17 protein-coding genes are annotated in these 15,878 nt (G+C 36.0%); 6 read left to right on the plus strand and 11 right to left on the minus strand.

Annotation, left to right across the window (positions count from 1 at the left end; translation table 11 throughout):
* Nucleotides 1–936, plus strand: a complete 936-nt coding sequence (locus VIHSUH07_RS05130; protein ID WP_105084131.1) for a bile acid:sodium symporter family protein — start codon at nt 1–3, stop codon at nt 934–936.
* Nucleotides 937–1,018: 82 nt separating this feature from the next.
* Here the strand turns inward: VIHSUH07_RS05130 and lexA are convergent, their stop codons facing one another.
* The gene (gene lexA / locus VIHSUH07_RS05135) at nt 1,019–1,696 is read right to left on the minus strand and encodes a transcriptional repressor LexA (protein ID WP_233187822.1); all 678 of its coding nucleotides are present in this window, start codon (nt 1,694–1,696) and stop codon (nt 1,019–1,021) included.
* Nucleotides 1,697–1,908: 212 nt separating this feature from the next.
* On the opposite strand from lexA, the gene yneA reads away from it, so the two are divergent.
* The gene (yneA, locus tag VIHSUH07_RS05140; RefSeq protein ID WP_199176835.1) at nt 1,909–2,211 is read left to right on the plus strand and encodes a cell division suppressor protein YneA; all 303 of its coding nucleotides are present in this window, start codon (nt 1,909–1,911) and stop codon (nt 2,209–2,211) included.
* A gap of 75 nt (nt 2,212–2,286) precedes the next feature.
* Here yneA and VIHSUH07_RS05145 read toward each other — a convergent pair whose 3' ends face one another.
* Complete coding sequence (locus VIHSUH07_RS05145) at nt 2,287–3,297, minus strand: site-specific integrase (protein ID WP_105084133.1); 1,011 nt, start codon at nt 3,295–3,297, stop codon at nt 2,287–2,289.
* A gap of 100 nt (nt 3,298–3,397) precedes the next feature.
* Here VIHSUH07_RS05145 and VIHSUH07_RS05150 point away from each other — a divergent pair, with 100 nt between their 5' ends.
* The 3 genes from VIHSUH07_RS05150 (at nt 3,398) to VIHSUH07_RS09685 (ending at nt 5,904) form a co-directional block, all read left to right on the plus strand.
* On the plus strand, nt 3,398–4,774 hold the full coding sequence (locus VIHSUH07_RS05150; RefSeq protein WP_369819931.1) for a VanW family protein: 1,377 nt from the start codon (nt 3,398–3,400) through the stop codon (nt 4,772–4,774).
* Between the two features lie 151 nt (nt 4,775–4,925).
* Nucleotides 4,926–5,540 (plus strand): phosphatase PAP2 family protein, encoded by a 615-nt coding sequence (locus tag VIHSUH07_RS05155; RefSeq protein WP_105084135.1) that lies wholly within the window; start codon nt 4,926–4,928, stop codon nt 5,538–5,540.
* A 214-nt stretch (nt 5,541–5,754) separates the two neighbouring features.
* Complete coding sequence (locus VIHSUH07_RS09685; protein WP_005377529.1) at nt 5,755–5,904, plus strand: hypothetical protein; 150 nt, start codon at nt 5,755–5,757, stop codon at nt 5,902–5,904.
* A gap of 90 nt (nt 5,905–5,994) precedes the next feature.
* On the opposite strand, the gene VIHSUH07_RS05160 is transcribed toward VIHSUH07_RS09685, so the two are convergent.
* The 3 genes from VIHSUH07_RS05160 to VIHSUH07_RS05170 form a co-directional block, all read right to left on the minus strand.
* Nucleotides 5,995–6,738, minus strand: coding sequence for a DUF4241 domain-containing protein (locus VIHSUH07_RS05160; protein ID WP_105084136.1), 744 nt, complete (start codon nt 6,736–6,738; stop codon nt 5,995–5,997).
* 11 nt (nt 6,739–6,749) lie between these two features.
* Nucleotides 6,750–7,640, minus strand: coding sequence for an HAD family hydrolase (locus VIHSUH07_RS05165; protein ID WP_105084137.1), 891 nt, complete (start codon nt 7,638–7,640; stop codon nt 6,750–6,752).
* 117 nt (nt 7,641–7,757) lie between these two features.
* Nucleotides 7,758–8,693 carry a DUF1848 domain-containing protein gene (locus tag VIHSUH07_RS05170; RefSeq protein ID WP_105084138.1) on the minus strand — a complete coding sequence of 312 codons (936 nt, stop codon included), beginning with the start codon at nt 8,691–8,693 and terminating at the stop codon, nt 7,758–7,760.
* Nucleotides 8,694–8,818: 125 nt separating this feature from the next.
* On the opposite strand from VIHSUH07_RS05170, the gene VIHSUH07_RS05175 reads away from it, so the two are divergent.
* Nucleotides 8,819–9,565, plus strand: a complete 747-nt coding sequence (locus tag VIHSUH07_RS05175) for a class I SAM-dependent methyltransferase (RefSeq protein ID WP_105084139.1) — start codon at nt 8,819–8,821, stop codon at nt 9,563–9,565.
* Between the two features lie 82 nt (nt 9,566–9,647).
* Here the strand turns inward: VIHSUH07_RS05175 and VIHSUH07_RS05180 are convergent, their stop codons facing one another.
* The 6 genes from VIHSUH07_RS05180 to ribH all read right to left on the minus strand — a co-directional run bounded on the left by VIHSUH07_RS05180 (nt 9,648) and on the right by ribH (nt 15,848).
* Entirely contained in the window at nt 9,648–10,931 is a 1,284-nt protein-coding gene (locus VIHSUH07_RS05180) for an amidohydrolase (protein WP_105084140.1), read from the minus strand.
* Nucleotides 10,932–11,003: 72 nt separating this feature from the next.
* On the minus strand, nt 11,004–12,248 hold the full coding sequence (locus VIHSUH07_RS05185; RefSeq protein ID WP_105084141.1) for an adenosylhomocysteinase: 1,245 nt from the start codon (nt 12,246–12,248) through the stop codon (nt 11,004–11,006).
* Between the two features lie 91 nt (nt 12,249–12,339).
* Nucleotides 12,340–13,398: an S-methyl-5-thioribose-1-phosphate isomerase gene (gene mtnA / locus VIHSUH07_RS05190; protein ID WP_105084142.1), complete on the minus strand. Its 1,059-nt coding sequence runs from the start codon at nt 13,396–13,398 to the stop codon at nt 12,340–12,342.
* Nucleotides 13,399–13,441: 43 nt separating this feature from the next.
* On the minus strand, nt 13,442–14,236 hold the full coding sequence (gene mtnP / locus VIHSUH07_RS05195) for an S-methyl-5'-thioadenosine phosphorylase (RefSeq protein WP_105084143.1): 795 nt from the start codon (nt 14,234–14,236) through the stop codon (nt 13,442–13,444).
* A gap of 76 nt (nt 14,237–14,312) precedes the next feature.
* The gene (hslO, locus tag VIHSUH07_RS05200) at nt 14,313–15,191 is read right to left on the minus strand and encodes an Hsp33 family molecular chaperone HslO (protein ID WP_105084144.1); all 879 of its coding nucleotides are present in this window, start codon (nt 15,189–15,191) and stop codon (nt 14,313–14,315) included.
* Between the two features lie 195 nt (nt 15,192–15,386).
* Nucleotides 15,387–15,848, minus strand: coding sequence for a 6,7-dimethyl-8-ribityllumazine synthase (gene ribH / locus VIHSUH07_RS05205; RefSeq protein WP_005377561.1), 462 nt, complete (start codon nt 15,846–15,848; stop codon nt 15,387–15,389).
* Nucleotides 15,849–15,878 lie beyond the last annotated feature (30 nt).

Here is a 15,878-nt window from a genome sequence, read left to right on the forward strand (position 1 = left end):
ATGCACTCTTTACAAACAATAACTCAATTTATTTCCAAATACTTAATGGTCCTAATTATTGGCTTTTCATGTATAGCCTATATAGTGCCGGAATATTTTACATGGGCTATAGCTTATACACCATTTTTACTTGGCATCGCTATGTTTGGGATGGGTCTCACTATTAAGTTTGAAAATCTATGTAATATTTTTAGACATCCAAAAGATATTTGTATCGGTGTTCTTGCACAATATACAATCATGCCTGTATTGGCATGGGCCATTTGCCATGTATTCACCTTACCACCAGATATTGCAATCGGGGTCATATTAGTAGGCTGTTGTCCTGGTGGAACAGCAAGTAATGTTATTACCTATATTGCTAAAGGTGATGTACCGCTTTCAGTAGGAATGACAATCGCATCGACCTTAATAGCACCTATTGTAACACCATTATTGATTTTATATATTGGTGGTGCTTGGGTAGATGTTGCATTACTCCCTATGATGATTACAATGGTGAAAGTCATTATTGTACCAATTTTATTAGGTGGTGTCATTCAATATGTTTGTAAATCAAATATTAATACATTAACTAGCATAAGTCCTATATTTTCAATGATTGCTATTATATTATTAATAGCGGCCATTATTGCAGTTAATAGGGACAAACTATTAGTTTCTGGCTTACTAACACTTGTTGTAGTTGGTATACATAATATCTTAGGATTACTATTAGGCTTATGTGCAGGAAAAATTCTTAAATTAAGATACGATAAAACTACTGCATTAGCAATAGAAGTAGGTATGCAAAATAGTGGGTTAGCCGTTACGTTAGCAGCAACTAATTTTGCTTTAAATCCGCTTGCAACCCTTGTGGGTGCTATTTTTAGTGTATGGCATAACATATCAGGTGCTATATTCGCTAGTATACGTAGAGATAAAATTTCATTATAAACAAAAAAACGGCAACATACAATAAGTCCCCATTTACTGGTTCTCCAGTAAATGGGGACTTATTACATACGTTACCAATATCTTATATTCTATCTCTAACTAGACCAATCACAAGACCTTCGATATGACAATCGTCCACAATAATAGGATCAAAGTTATCATTTTCAGGTTGTAAACGAATATGACCATTTTCTTTATAAAAACGCTTTACAGTTGCTTCATCATCGATGCGAGCCACTACAACATCGCCATTATTAGCTGTATTTTGATGGCGTACAATTAACATATCACCTTCATACATACCAATATTCATCATCGACTCGCCTTGAACACGAAGCATAAAGCAATCAGAATCACCTGTAAGTTGAACTGGTAATGTCAATGTAGCCTCTAAGTTTTCAACCGCTGTAATTGGTGTACCTGCTTGAACGGTACCGATAAGGGGCACTTGTTTTAATCCAGCACCAAGGAATTCAAAATTATCAGAGCTAGTAGTTTCAGTGTTCTCTTTAGATACAGAAACCTTTGGTTTTCCTTCATCTAAAATCGTAATGGCACGATTTTTATTAGGATCGCGTTTAATATACCCAAATTTTTCTAACGTATTTAAATGTGATTGAACAGTGGACGTAGAACTAAGACCTACATACGCACAAATTTCTCGAACAGTAGGGCAACGATATTCATTATGTAAAGAATCTCGAATAAACTCTAATATACGACGTTGTTTTGTATTAATATCAGTAGCCGGGCGTCTCACAGGAACCTCCATATATGTACTAAAAATGGGATATGTAATAGTATATACTATAATTATTTTCTTTATAACCTTATTATATAGGTATTTTTACACTTTTGCAAACATTTGTTCTTAAAATGCTTGACCGAACATTCGTTTGTGTGCTATTATCATATTGTAAACAAACAAACGTTCTGAATTTTATGTTCGATATATTAAAGAGGTAATGTATTATGAAACACATTATGATTATGCTTGGTATCTGTTTTGCAATGGTTATAGGTTATCAACAAACAACTCCTGCTATGGAATCATACAGTGTTCAAGAGGTTACCGTAAAATCTGGGGATACCTTGTGGGATATTGCATCACGTTCAACTTCATCTAATGTAGATGTTCGTGAGGTAGTACATACAGTAAAGGAATTAAATAATATTTCTGATTCTGGTAATTTAACACCAGGAACAAAAATAAAGGTTCCTGTATATAAAACTGATAGTCCAACACGAGCTATGGACTATATGGCTCAAAATTAAATATATACGAAATGGCTAGTATAGATGTTCTTCAATGAGAAAATCATCTATACTAGCCATTTCCATTATACGATATTATTTTAATCTTTTTTCGAAAATTGTTGAAATAGGATTATCAACAAACTTATTCGCCTCATTAATATAGCGGCGTACCATATTTACACTATGATGGCGTGTTTGACGCATGATATTACGTTCTTCAACACCATAGGCCGCCGCAGTTGTAGCAAAACCATGACGCAAGCTATGAGCACCGTACATAGCAGGATCAAGACCAATAAGAGAAATATATTTTTTTACAATCTCTGTAATGGACTTATCAGAGATTGCCGTTTTCCGTAATGACATTGATTTAGTAAAGCCCCGAAATACAGGTCCAGATGTAATGCCACTGGCAGTTAACCATTTTTTTAAAGCTCGTACGGCATCCAATGGAGAGCCTTGTAGACTTGGAATTGCTACAATAGCACCTTGGCCTTCTTGGTCAGCCTTAGATGAAGCGACAAATATCTCAAGGCCTTGTGGAGAAAACTTTAAATTCTCTACAGTTAAGGCTGCAATTTCACTGCGTCTAAAAGCACCCATAAATCCAATGAGCAAAATTGCTTTATCTCGTAGTTTCTGAATCTTTGGACTATCACTAACATCGATACATTCTAAAATATCTTCAATATCATCCAGTAAAATAGGTGTCTTACCTTGTTGAAAGGTTCCCTTTAAACGTCGTATTCCCCGCAGAGCTTGCTTCACTAGAGGGGACATACATGGATTTTCTCTAGAACCAGAAACATTATAGTTTTCTGATATAGCACTAATTCGACGTGCAATCGTATTGGCCTTTGCATAGTCTGCTAGATCATTAATATAATTAACGATTGTTTCTGGTGTGGCAGGAAAATAGGATACCTTTTGGTAATTACACCAATCAACGAAGTCATCCCAATCTGACTCATAGGCATTTACCGTATTTTCAGCCTTTGAAAGTAAAATACTTTGTTTTGCTTTCATAGATAATTTTGTACTGTTCATTAACGCATCATTATGGCGCAAATAGAAATGTTTTTTCTCTTCTTTAGACTGTGACATATATAATCCTTTTACTAACACTATGCTATTATTGTATCACATAGAAACATGGAATTATGCTATAATTAGATGATTTTGAACGAAATTTCTCGAATTTTATTTGAAAGATATAATGATGAACTTAAAACAATTATTATGTAGTGTATTAATCGGTTCTTGTCTATTTACTAGTAGTTGCAGCTTAATTCCTACGGATGGCACAATTACATATGGCCTATATTATGAGGATCAAAATATCTCTGGGTATTCTAGAGATGCTGTTAGCTCCTTAATTCATACAGAGGCTAATAATAATAAAACAATTACTATAACAATTCCCAATCAAGGTACGCGACCAGTAAAAGTAAAAGATTTAGGAATTACGCTTGATACAGATAGTACGGAATCTAACATTTTTACCTACGGTTATGAAGATGATTTAAAAACACTCCTTATACATAGAATCACTGCCTTTATCTATAAAGTGCACATGAATCCAGTATATAAATTGGATGAAGTAACAGCAAAAGCATATTTAACAGAACTAGCAAAGCAAATCGATGTATCTGGTCATGATGCATTATTAACGGTTGAAAATGGTCAAGTCAAGATGACGCCTTCAAAAGAAGGAAAACGCGTTGATATTGATGAGACAATAAAACAATTAAAAGCTCAACTAGAAGAAAATGATTTTAATAATATTTCTATAGAATTTACATCTAAAGATACAGTTCGTGTTACAAACGATGACGTAAAAACATTAACAGCTGTTCTAGGTAGTTATACTACAAATTTTGATGCGTCTAACACCAATAGAACACATAATATTGAATTAGCTTCAACCAAAATTAGTGGTACTTTGGTTAAACCAGGTGAAGTCTTTTCCTTTAACGATGTTGTTGGTGAGCGCACTGCCGAAGCTGGCTATGATGATGCACCAGTTATTATTGATGGAAAATTAGTACCAGGTATTGGTGGCGGTATTTGCCAAGTTAGCTCTACATTATTTAACACTGCGTTACTATCTGGTATGAACATCATTGAGCGGACACCTCATTTTGAACCTGTCAGCTATATTCCTGCAGGACGTGATGCAACCGTTGCATACGGATATTTGGACTTTCAATTTAAAAATCCCTATGCTCATAATATTTATGTATTAAGTGTTATGAATAATGGCCAATTAACTATATATATCATAGGTGTACCAGAAGACGTACCAAAATCCGTTTCCATTAGTGTAGGTGATCGTACAGATATTCCTAATCAAACAATTACCAAAATCGACCCTTCTGCCAAAGAGGATAGTACAGAAGAAGGTCATATTGGATTTAGAATTAATACGTATCGTACAATAACATATGGTAATTGGGTCACTACAACAGATGTATTTGAGTCTACATATGATCCAGTAGATACGATTATTACTAAGAAACCTGCAGCACCAGAACCTGCAAAAAAAGACTCACAAAGAGTAAAACAAAAAGATAAATATTAACATTCTATTAAATATGGCCTAATCTATTGACCGAATGCATAGATTAGGCTATTATTTTAACTTGTAGTAAGGTATTTTATACCTAAAAACGCTAAAATTACACATTTCATTCTCAATAATTATCAATTAAAATTATAAGTTGAGGTTCACTATGGATACAATTTTACAATTTGACCATACAGTCATATTTTATATACAACAACATTTTATTAGTTCCTATTTAACACCAATCATGTACTGGTTATCAAAAATTACCAGTGCAGGTGCTTTATGGATCTTAATATCTATTATATTAATGATTCAAAAAAAATATCGTGTAATTGGCCTTGGAATGTTTATTTCCTTAGTCTTGGTATTCATCATAGGCGACCAAGGGCTAAAACCTCATGTAGCGCGTTTAAGACCATTTGTAGATTTTCCTGAGGTACCATTGGTAGCGCCACCACCAGCAGCAACGACATATTCATTCCCATCGGGGCATAGTTTTGGATCATTTGCAGCTGCAACAGCATTGTACTTGGGATTAAGTAATATATGTCCAACAAAGAAATTCTGGGGCGTTATAGCGTTAATTGGAGCCTGCGTAGTAGCATTTGCACGCGTATACCTATTTGTACATTATCCAACAGATGTATTAACTGGATTAGTATTAGGTATCATCGCAGGATACATCGCATGGAAAATCGCCAAAGCCTTATGGTCTTGGTGGACAGGTCGTAAAAACGAAGTAGAATACGAACCATATACATTTAAACGTAAAAACTAAAAACCTTGAAACTAATGATTGGGCCTAGCTTAGGCCCAATTTTTATGCTCTAAATTACTTCCGATAAATTATCGTTATCGGAAGTAATTGTAAAAAAAGAAACACTAGCCTATATTTCTTTTCATTTCTATATTGAAATTTATCGAATATAGTTGTAAAATAGTCATATAAACTATGTATATTTCTCATATTGCTCTCAAGGGAGGATAATTATATGTGCTGGTGTGACATCGTAAGTAAAGCTAAAATTGGCAGTTTAAAAAACCTTGGTAATGGCATGGAACATTCCTTACGTTTTCTTGCAGAAATCGTTGTAGGTCTCAGTTGTTTACGTGTAGTTATTAACTGGATTTTTGGCATCTAATAATCAAATATAAAATTAATACATTAAAGGCGCCTAGCATTGCTAAGCGCCTTATTTTTGTATTCATATATCTATATACTATTTTTATTACTAATCATTAGAGCTACAGCTAATAAATTCAATAATGATTTGGCATATATCACCGGCTTCATCAAAAGCCCAATATACAGGATATAAACCATCACCAAAGCCAGATTGTATCATTGGTACATATAAATCGGTGTTTGGTATTTTGAAGTTAATCCAATCGCCACCTGGTCGTTGAAATTTAGGATACGCTATGGCATTTAATTTAAATAGCTCATCAAAGTAATCATCATAAATATTGCCTTCAGGATGTTGTTCATACCACTGACGATCAAATTCTTTATATGCACGAACAGTGGCCTCATCTACAATGGTTGCTAATCCTGCGTCTACAGGGAAGCCAATATAACTTTCACCATCTTCTAACTCGCTTAAATTCTCATGACCTTTAAGGGCTAACTCATATTGGACAGGTGTTGTATTCTTAAATAATACCCTAGATAATACATAACGATAATAATCTGTATCTAGTTCAGCTACTTTTGTTTCTATCAGATAAGTTCCTGGTTCTACAGTACGTATATATGTCTTATTATTAACAGCAGCTAAGTGTGTTAAAGGATCACAAGCAACAATATGACCTGTAGGAAAAGTTATATGTCCCATCTGCAATGTATATAATTTTTTGCCAAATAGTTCATTAGCTTCGAATATGGCATGATAATCAACTGGTGCTTTTAATTTCCCCTCACTGCCGAGATGATTAAATGTGTCTATCCATTCTTTTGATATATCCTGTGTATTCATTATAGAAACTCCTATCTATGTGATTCTGCTTCATGCTTATTACGTACATATTGTTGTTCTAATGCTTCATAAGCCGCTGTTTTCTGAATGATTTGTTTAACCACAGTATCTAAATCAGATCCATCTGTATAATCAGCCGGTGCATAATAACGAATGCGATGATGTTGCATCATTTTATAAACCTTATCCTTATTCTTGCTATCTGGATCATATACACCAATGGAATGACCGCCATTTACATTAACAAGACTCATGCAAGGAATATCTGTATCACTATCACCTATATAAATCATATTGCGGAACGGTACACGTTGTTCTTCAGAACGGATGTAATCGTTTACACCGGGATCATTTATATCTAACACGCCTTTTTGTATACGGAATAAGAACTGCGTTTTATTCGTGTAATTGATGGCTTGTGCAGGCCAGACGGCAACTCCTTTATCATCAAACATAAATGCGCTGGCATAGATTTTTTTGAAAGCTCCATTCTTTGCCATTTCAGTGCCTTCAATCATCTCTTTTAAGCCAGAAGATATGATGTAATGTTCGATTTGTACACCTTGTTTTAACCCGTACTGGCGGATACGTTCAAACCAACTACTCACACCATTATATAAGGCCACCTTACTTCCATAATCGGCTAATACCTCTTTCGTAAGGAATTGTTTACCATACGATTTAGTAGCCATCATATACATATACGCCAAGTTATTGTCCATATCATGTTCTTTAGCCAATGTATTCGATTCTTTCCAAAATTCGTTGACGTCTACATTCAAAGATTGGATAAAGCCTTGTGCTTGCATGTCATCAGGTGACAAGGTCTTATCGAAATCATAACAAATTGCTAATACGGGTAAATCAGATTCTGCAGATACTTGATTTTTATAGGTAATCATAAGACACCTCCTTTAATAAATAAATTACATTCCTCTTCTACTTATATACATTCCAAAAAAGCTTCATTGACAAGCAAATTCGATCAAAAAACTGCAATAATATTTTTACCCCTGAAATTATAGGTCAAAAAGGCTGTTTTGGACGGGAATACTATATTTAGATGCGCAACTAATTTTTATAGTATCATTAGGATTTATATGTCCAATCAACAATGAGGATTGAGGATCATGGTTATTTCTATTGATACGTACAGCATGCTGATTTGTATTAGCATAACAATAACGGCAAAAATGACTGCATGTATCATACGCCCCTATATCGCCATGTAAATAACAATTGCATTCAGGTCGCGCCGGTCTTTTCTTAGGCACCTTTAATTTTACATTCCACGCCCGTTCATAGCAATCTATGGTTAAACAGCCGCTCGTATCAGCGCCAATAGATTTAAAAGTATCGCCTTCACCACATGTTTTTAAGGTCATCCCAAATTGATTAGCAATATCCACCAAATTCTTCATCAAACGTATTTGTATATCTTTTGGTGGTCGTTTTCCTTCTGGAAAGTTTCGTAATACCTTATCATATATATCTAAATAACTGGCTACCACTGTATCTGTATACCCTTCTAATGATTTAGCCATCTTGTAAAAGCTTTCACAATGAAAATCAACAGAATACGTGTGATTGATAAGAATCGGATCATAGCGCCATACCATTGATTGAGGATTTAGGCCATTACTAATAGTTTTAAATCCATTAATCACCTGTTCATATGGAGGTACATAAGGTTCAATATCAGTACCATAAGGTGTAATCGTCATATGCCAATATTGACGATAGTCAGCAATATACGGCAAATACTGTATAAATGGCAGTGGATTTTTAGTACAAAAAGCGATGCCATCGACGATGTTATGATTAATCATATACCGCGTAATCTGATTAGGATGATAAGGATTACGTACATCTACAAAACCAGATTTCACACGATTGATAAACCACTGTCCATAAAAAGCAGGAATATCTGTTCTTTGTCCCGTCTGCAAAATCATAATCCTTTTCCTTCCTTTCAGAGCTTCTATTTTATTATATCTAATGTAGTCAATTTATGAAATATTTCATAGGAATACTACCATAGGTATGATACTATTAGTACAGTAAAAAATAAGGAGATACTATGAACGATTCATTTAATCATATTATTCATCCTAAGGAGGATGACAAAACATTTATTACATCCTATTGGACAGAGCGTGCCAAGGATTTTCGTAAATTGCGTGAAAAAGAATTACAAAGCCCTAAGCTTTTATTGTGGCGCGATGAATTAGTAAAACACATGGAAGGGAAATCTAATTTACGTATTTTAGATATCGGATGTGGTGCTGGTTTTTTCAGTATTATTCTGTCTCAGTTAGGACATACTGTAATGGGCATCGATATTACGCCTAACATGATTGAAGAATCTAAACTATTAGCTCAATCTGTTGGTAGTACAGCCCAATTTGCTGTTATGGACGCTGAAAACCTAAATTTTGATGACAACACCTTTGATATTATTGTAGCTCGCAATGTAACATGGAATTTACCACATCCAGATCAAGCGTATAAGGAATGGTTACGAGTTCTTAAATCTGGCGGTATGATTTTAAATTATGATGCAGAACACGCTAAAAATCATCACCATCTACCTCAATCTGTTCACAATGCGCATGAACATATCAAATCTGAACTATTAGAAAAATGTCACACCATCTATCATATGTTATCTATTAGCGGCACAGATCGTCCTGAATGGGATAAACAGCTTCTAGAATCTTATGATGCTACCGTAACAATAGATTCGACTGTAGGACTTCGCATCTATGCAGAAGAAGATGAATTTTATATCCCTGTGCCTATGTTTTTGGTGAAAGCGATTAAATAGAATTCGTATTATGCTAGACAACACAAAACCCACTCTATGAACTATATCATGAGTGGGTTTTCATTATATGAGGTATATAATCTTAGTTTTTAAAATACTCTTGAGCCTTATCGATTTCGCTACGCAATTTTTCTTCATCGATAGTCAATAGTTCTTTATTTTTCATAAGAACCTTGCCGGCTACAATAACTGTATTTGCATCAGAGCTATTAGCTGAGTATACAAGTGCTGCTACATCATTATATCGAGGCATCCAATGCATACCAGATACATCATACAACACGATATCTGCCCGTTGACCTACTGCAATTTTACCGAGATCATTATATCCAAGAGCTTTGCCCCCTTCTATAGTCCCCATATTCCAAGCCGCTTGTGCAGGAATAGCCTTTGGATCATAGAGACGAGCTTTATGTAAAGTCGCTGCCAAACGAACTTCTTCAAGCATATCCGCATTATTATTTGATGCAGAACCATCTGTACCAAGACCTACAGTAATCCCTTTTTCTATCATTTCAGGAATAGGCGCAATACCGCTAGCCAGTTTCAAGTTAGATTGTGGATTATGAGCTACAGCTACATTATTTTCAGCCATAATAGCCATATCTTCTTCTGTAACATGTACGCAGTGAGCTGCCAATGTAGTATTCCAGAACAAACCTAAATCATGCATATGAGCGATTGGTGTCTTACCAGTCGCTTTTATAACATTTTCCACTTCCCCTTTGGTTTCGGATAAGTGCATATGAATACCACAATTTAGTTCGTGAGATAAAGCAATAACCTTTTCCATATACGCATCTGGACAAGTATATGGTGCATGTGGCCCTAATAGAACCTTGATGCGGTCGTTATCATAACCATGATAAGTGCGGAACAAATCTGCATTTTCCACAAGCGCTTGATCAGCTGTAGGAGAAACACCGGCAAGACCACGGGACAATACAGCTCGAATACCGGTTTCTTTCACCACGTCAGCTGTTGTATTCATAAAGAAATACATATCGCTAAATGTAGTCGTACCAGAACGTAGCATCTCTGCAATACCTAGTTGTGTACCCCATTTGACAAGATCGTCATTCAATTTGGCTTCCGTTGGCCAAATCGCTGTTTCAAGCCAATCCATAAGTTCTAAATCATCAGCATAGTTACGGAATAATCCCATCGCTATATGCGTATGTGTATTGACGAGACCTGGAGCGGCCAATTGACCTTTACCGTCTAGTGTTTCCTTTGATTGTGCAGATTTTGCTTCTTCTCCGGTTAAGATAGCAGTAATATAACCGTTTTCTATTTCAACAGCATGATTTTTTAATGTTCCATTGTCGGTAAGAACATCTACATTGGTAATTAATAAATCTGACATAATGCCTCCTTGTATAGGTATAACCGAGTCTATATAGACTCGGTTAATAAGATGTTCAAGTTAAAGATTATATTAGTTTACCTTTGTTAAGTAATCGATTTGATCTTGTGTTAATGCATCTAAATCGTAGCCCATGGAGTGTAATTTAATTTTTGCTACTTCTTCATCAAGTTCACGAGGCAATACATAGACTTTTGGTTCCATGTTTTTACCATTGTTTAATACATGTTCAGCAGCCAATGCTTGCATAGCAAAGGATAAGTCCATAATTTCAGCAGGATGACCATCGCCTGCTGCTAAGTTTACAAGACGACCTTCAGCCAATACATAAAGTTTACGGCCATCAGCCATTGTATAGCCTTCAATGTTTTGACGAACACGTTCATGGCTAACCGCTACTTGTTCTAAATCGTGAACATTAACTTCGCAATCAAAATGACCAGCGTTGCAAAGAACAGCTTTATCCTTCATAACTTCGTAATGTTCTTTTACGATAACATCTTTACAACCTGTTACCGTACAGAAGATATCGCCAATTTTAGCAGCTTCTACCATAGGCAATACAGTGAAACCATCAAATACTGCTTCAATAGCTTTAATAGGGTCAACTTCTGTAACAAATACGTGAGCGCCTAAACCTTTAGCACGCATTGCAACACCTTTACCGCACCAGCCATAACCAGCAACTACAACGTTTTTACCTGCTACTGTAAGATTGGTAGTACGCATAATACCATCCCATACAGATTGGCCTGTACCATAGCGGTTATCGAATAAGTATTTGCAGTTAGAATCGTTAACAGCAATCATAGGGAATGTCAATTGTTTAGCATGTTCCAATGCATACAAACGATGAACACCTGTTGTAGTTTCTTCACTACCACCTAACAAACGTTCTTTTGCATCAGTACGTGTTGTGTGTAATAAATTAACAAGGTCACCACCGTCATCGATGATAATATGAGGTTTATGATCCAACGCTTTGTTGAGGAACATAAAATATTCTTCATCAGTACAGTCGTACCAAGCATATACAGTAAGACCCATATCAACAAGTCCAGCAGCTACATCATCTTGTGTAGAAAGAGGGTTTGAACCTGTAACGATGACATCAGCACCACCGCGCTTTAACACAGTTGCAAGGTATGCAGTTTTAGCTTCCAAGTGAACGGAAACAACGATTGTTTGGCCTTTGAAAGTTTGTTCTTTTTCAAAACGATCGCCTAATGTATTTAGTGTAGGCATAAAATTAGAAACCCAATCGATTTTTTTACGGCCTTCAGCAGCGAGATTGATATCTTTAATTAATGATTGCATATGTACCCCTTCATTCTTCAATTAATAATATACAGGTTATGAAAAGAACTTACTTTAACATGATAAGTTTAATATACATCCGTAATGACATCTACTTATTGTCAACAACGGATTGTAAGCGAGCAATAGACTCTTGATAGTTTGGTGTTAAAACACCTTCTTCAGTAATAATAGCTGTTACTAGTTCATGAGGTGTTACATCAAAAGCAGGGTTTAATACATGAATACCCGTAGGCGCAGATGGCACACCTTGGAATGTCAACACTTCATCATCAGCGCGCATTTCAATGGGAATATCCTTACCATCTTTGAGTGTAAAATCAAATGTACTATATGGAGCAGCTACATAAAATGGAATATTATGGAATTTTGCAAGCACTGCTAATCCATAAGTACCAATTTTATTAGCTACATCACCTTCCGTTGTAATGCGATCGGCACCAACTATAATAGCGTCAATTAAACCTTGTTGCATTGCATAGGCCGCCATATTGTCTGTCTCTAATGTAACAGGAATACCATCTTCATGGAGTTCAAAAGCCGTTAAACGGGCCCCTTGTAATAAAGGACGCGTTTCATCAGCATATACCATTTCTAATTGGCCCTGTTCATGTAGTTTACGAATCACACCAAGTGCAGTGCCAAGACCACCTGTAGCTAAAGCACCGGCATTACAATGTGTTAAGATTCGTAAATTTTGTTTTCCTTTAAATAAAGTGGCCCCATTAATAGCCATGCGTGTGTTAAGTTGTACATCCTCTTCATGGATAACAATGGCCTCATGCGTGATGCGGTCTATAATTTCATGCATAGACGCAAACGGACCGGCTTTCACAATCGCTATAATACGATTAACAGCCCAAGCTAAATTAATCGCCGTCGGTCGAGTTTCCTTTAATTCTTCACTCCACTCATAAAAGGTTGATAGCTGTTCAGAAAAGGGAACCTCTAAACGACTTGCCTCCACAGCCGCTAAAATAAGGCCATACCCTGCAGCGACACCAATAGCAGGAGCTCCACGGACACGAAGCATCTTTATGGCCTCTGCCACTTGTCGCCAATCGGTACAATGTAAATATTCCACATGAGTTGGCAATTTTGTTTGATCTAATAAAATGAGCGTACCATCACGCCATTCAATATTGTTCATGAGAACTCCCTCCACATTGTCATATCAAAATGGATACGATCTCTTATAATTTAAATCCGCCGTATTCAGCCATGCGATGATGAGCAGCATAATCTGCATTCATATCAATCGCCTCAATTGTACCTAAAATAAGAGCTTTCAATTGAGATGCCATTTCGCCCATCATTTCAACTACTTCGCTGTGGGTAAGAGCATTTTCAGAAATACCAGCTGCATAGTTCGTAATCATAGAGATTGTTGTGTACGCCATTTCTGCTTCGTTTGCAAGATTAACCTCTGGTACATTTGTCATACCTACTGTATCGCCACCAAACATGTGAAACATCTTAATCTCAGCAGGTGTTTCAAAACGTGGTCCTTCTGTACATACATAGGTACCGCCATTATGAATAGACAATTTTTGTTCTTTACCTACAGATTCAATGATTTGACGAAGCTCAGGACAATATGGATTTGTCACATCTAAATGTGCTACCGGACGATCGCCACCTTCATAGAATGTAGTGACGCGATTTTTTGTAAAATCAAGAAATTGATCTGTTAAGACAAAGTGACCAGGTTCAAAATTCTTATTCAAAGAACCTACAGCAGTCGTAGAAATAATGAATTTAACGCCTAGCTTTTTTAGGCCCCAAATATTGGCACGATAATTAATTTTATGTGGAGGAATCGTATGATCTTTACCATGACGCGCTACAAAAATCACAGTTTTACCTTTATATGTTCCTTGAACATAATCAATTTCTCCATAAGGAGTCATCAAGGATTCTTCATGAATATTTTCAAATATAGACGGATCATAAACACCTGTTCCGCCAATTACACCGATTGCACTCATAGTTGCCTCCTATTAAAAATACTCTATCTTTATATTTTCGCACATAATGATAAAACAATCTATAGAAAAAGTTCTATTATTGAATTGGTCCTTTAGGCGTAAACATATCTTCTAGTTCTTTTTTAGAGAAATGATACTTTTCATTACAGTAATGACAAACTAGCTCTGTTGTTTCATCTTCTAAGAGGGATTTCTTATCATCTTCACGCAATGTCATAAGAACGCCAGCGAATCGATCACGACTACAACGACATTTAAAAGATACTGGTTCATTATAGACTTCGTTAACAGTAAGTCCGTCTAGCACTTTCTCAACAAGGCCTTTACCATCAGGATGTTCTTTTAAATATTCTGTAACAGGTCCTAATTCATTGATATTCTTTTCTACCAAAGCCAATGCAGCATCAGTAGCATCAGGTAAAGCTTGAACAATAAAACCACCAGCTACAATGGTATGATAATCTGGGTCTACGAGAACGCCTAAGCTAATCGTAGATGGCACCTGTTCAGATGTATAAAGATAGTACGCTAAATCCTCTGCTACTTCACCGCTTTGAATAGGGCTAGTAGATGTATAATCTTGAGCCAATTTAGTGAATCTTGTAACTTGTACTTCTCCATGGTGGCCGACTGCAGCACCTACATCAAGTTTTCCAGCACGTTTTAATGGCACATCCACATGTGGCTCATCTACATAACCGCGAACAGTATTATCAGAAAATGCATCGACATGTACAACACCAAGTGGGCCATCACCTTTAATGCGAAGACTTACATTCTCGTGATTTTTAAAATCACCCGCCAGTAATAGAGCACCCGTCATGGCACGTCCTAGAGCAGCTGTTGCGACTGGCCATAAATCATGACGCACGCGCGCTGTCTCTACCGTATCCGTTGTAACGGCTAATGACATACGAACCCCCTCACGGGTAGTAAAACGTTTTATATAATCCATTCAATCATTCCTTATATATAATCAAATTATTATGTATTACACTCTTTAGTGCCTATATAGTATAGCATGATATATGTATATTTTCCATTATGCAGGAACATATGTTTGTTTAAGTATCTTTTCTAGTAAAAGAACATATTTTCGATATAAAAAACACTCAGTATCATACGATACCGAGTGTTTTCAAAGGTTGATTTAGATTTGATCGATAAGATTAACCATTTCGATAGCCCCCATAGCGCAATCGTAACCTTTATTACCCGCTTTTGTACCAGCACGTTCGATAGCTTGTTCAATATTTTCAGTTGTTACTACACCGAACATAACAGGGATACCGGTTTCTAAAGAAACGTGAGCAATACCTTTTGCCACTTCATTACAAACATAATCATAATGCGTAGTAGCCCCACGAATAACTGCACCTACACAAATAACAGCATCATAACGACCAGATAAAGCTGCTTTTTTTGCAATCAAAGGAATTTCATAAGCACCAGGAACCCAAATGACTGTAATATCTTCTTGTTTAACATCATGACGCAATAAACAATCTTCTGCGCCACCAATTAATTTAGATGTAATGAACTCATTAAAACGAGAACCGATAATAGCAAATTTTTTACCAGTACCAACCAAATTACCTTCTTGAACCATCATGTTATAGCCTCCTATGAATGATTAGTTTAC

This window comes from Veillonella sp. T34266-5 (assembly GCF_002959815.1).
Classification (GTDB): domain Bacteria; phylum Bacillota; class Negativicutes; order Veillonellales; family Veillonellaceae; genus Veillonella; species Veillonella atypica.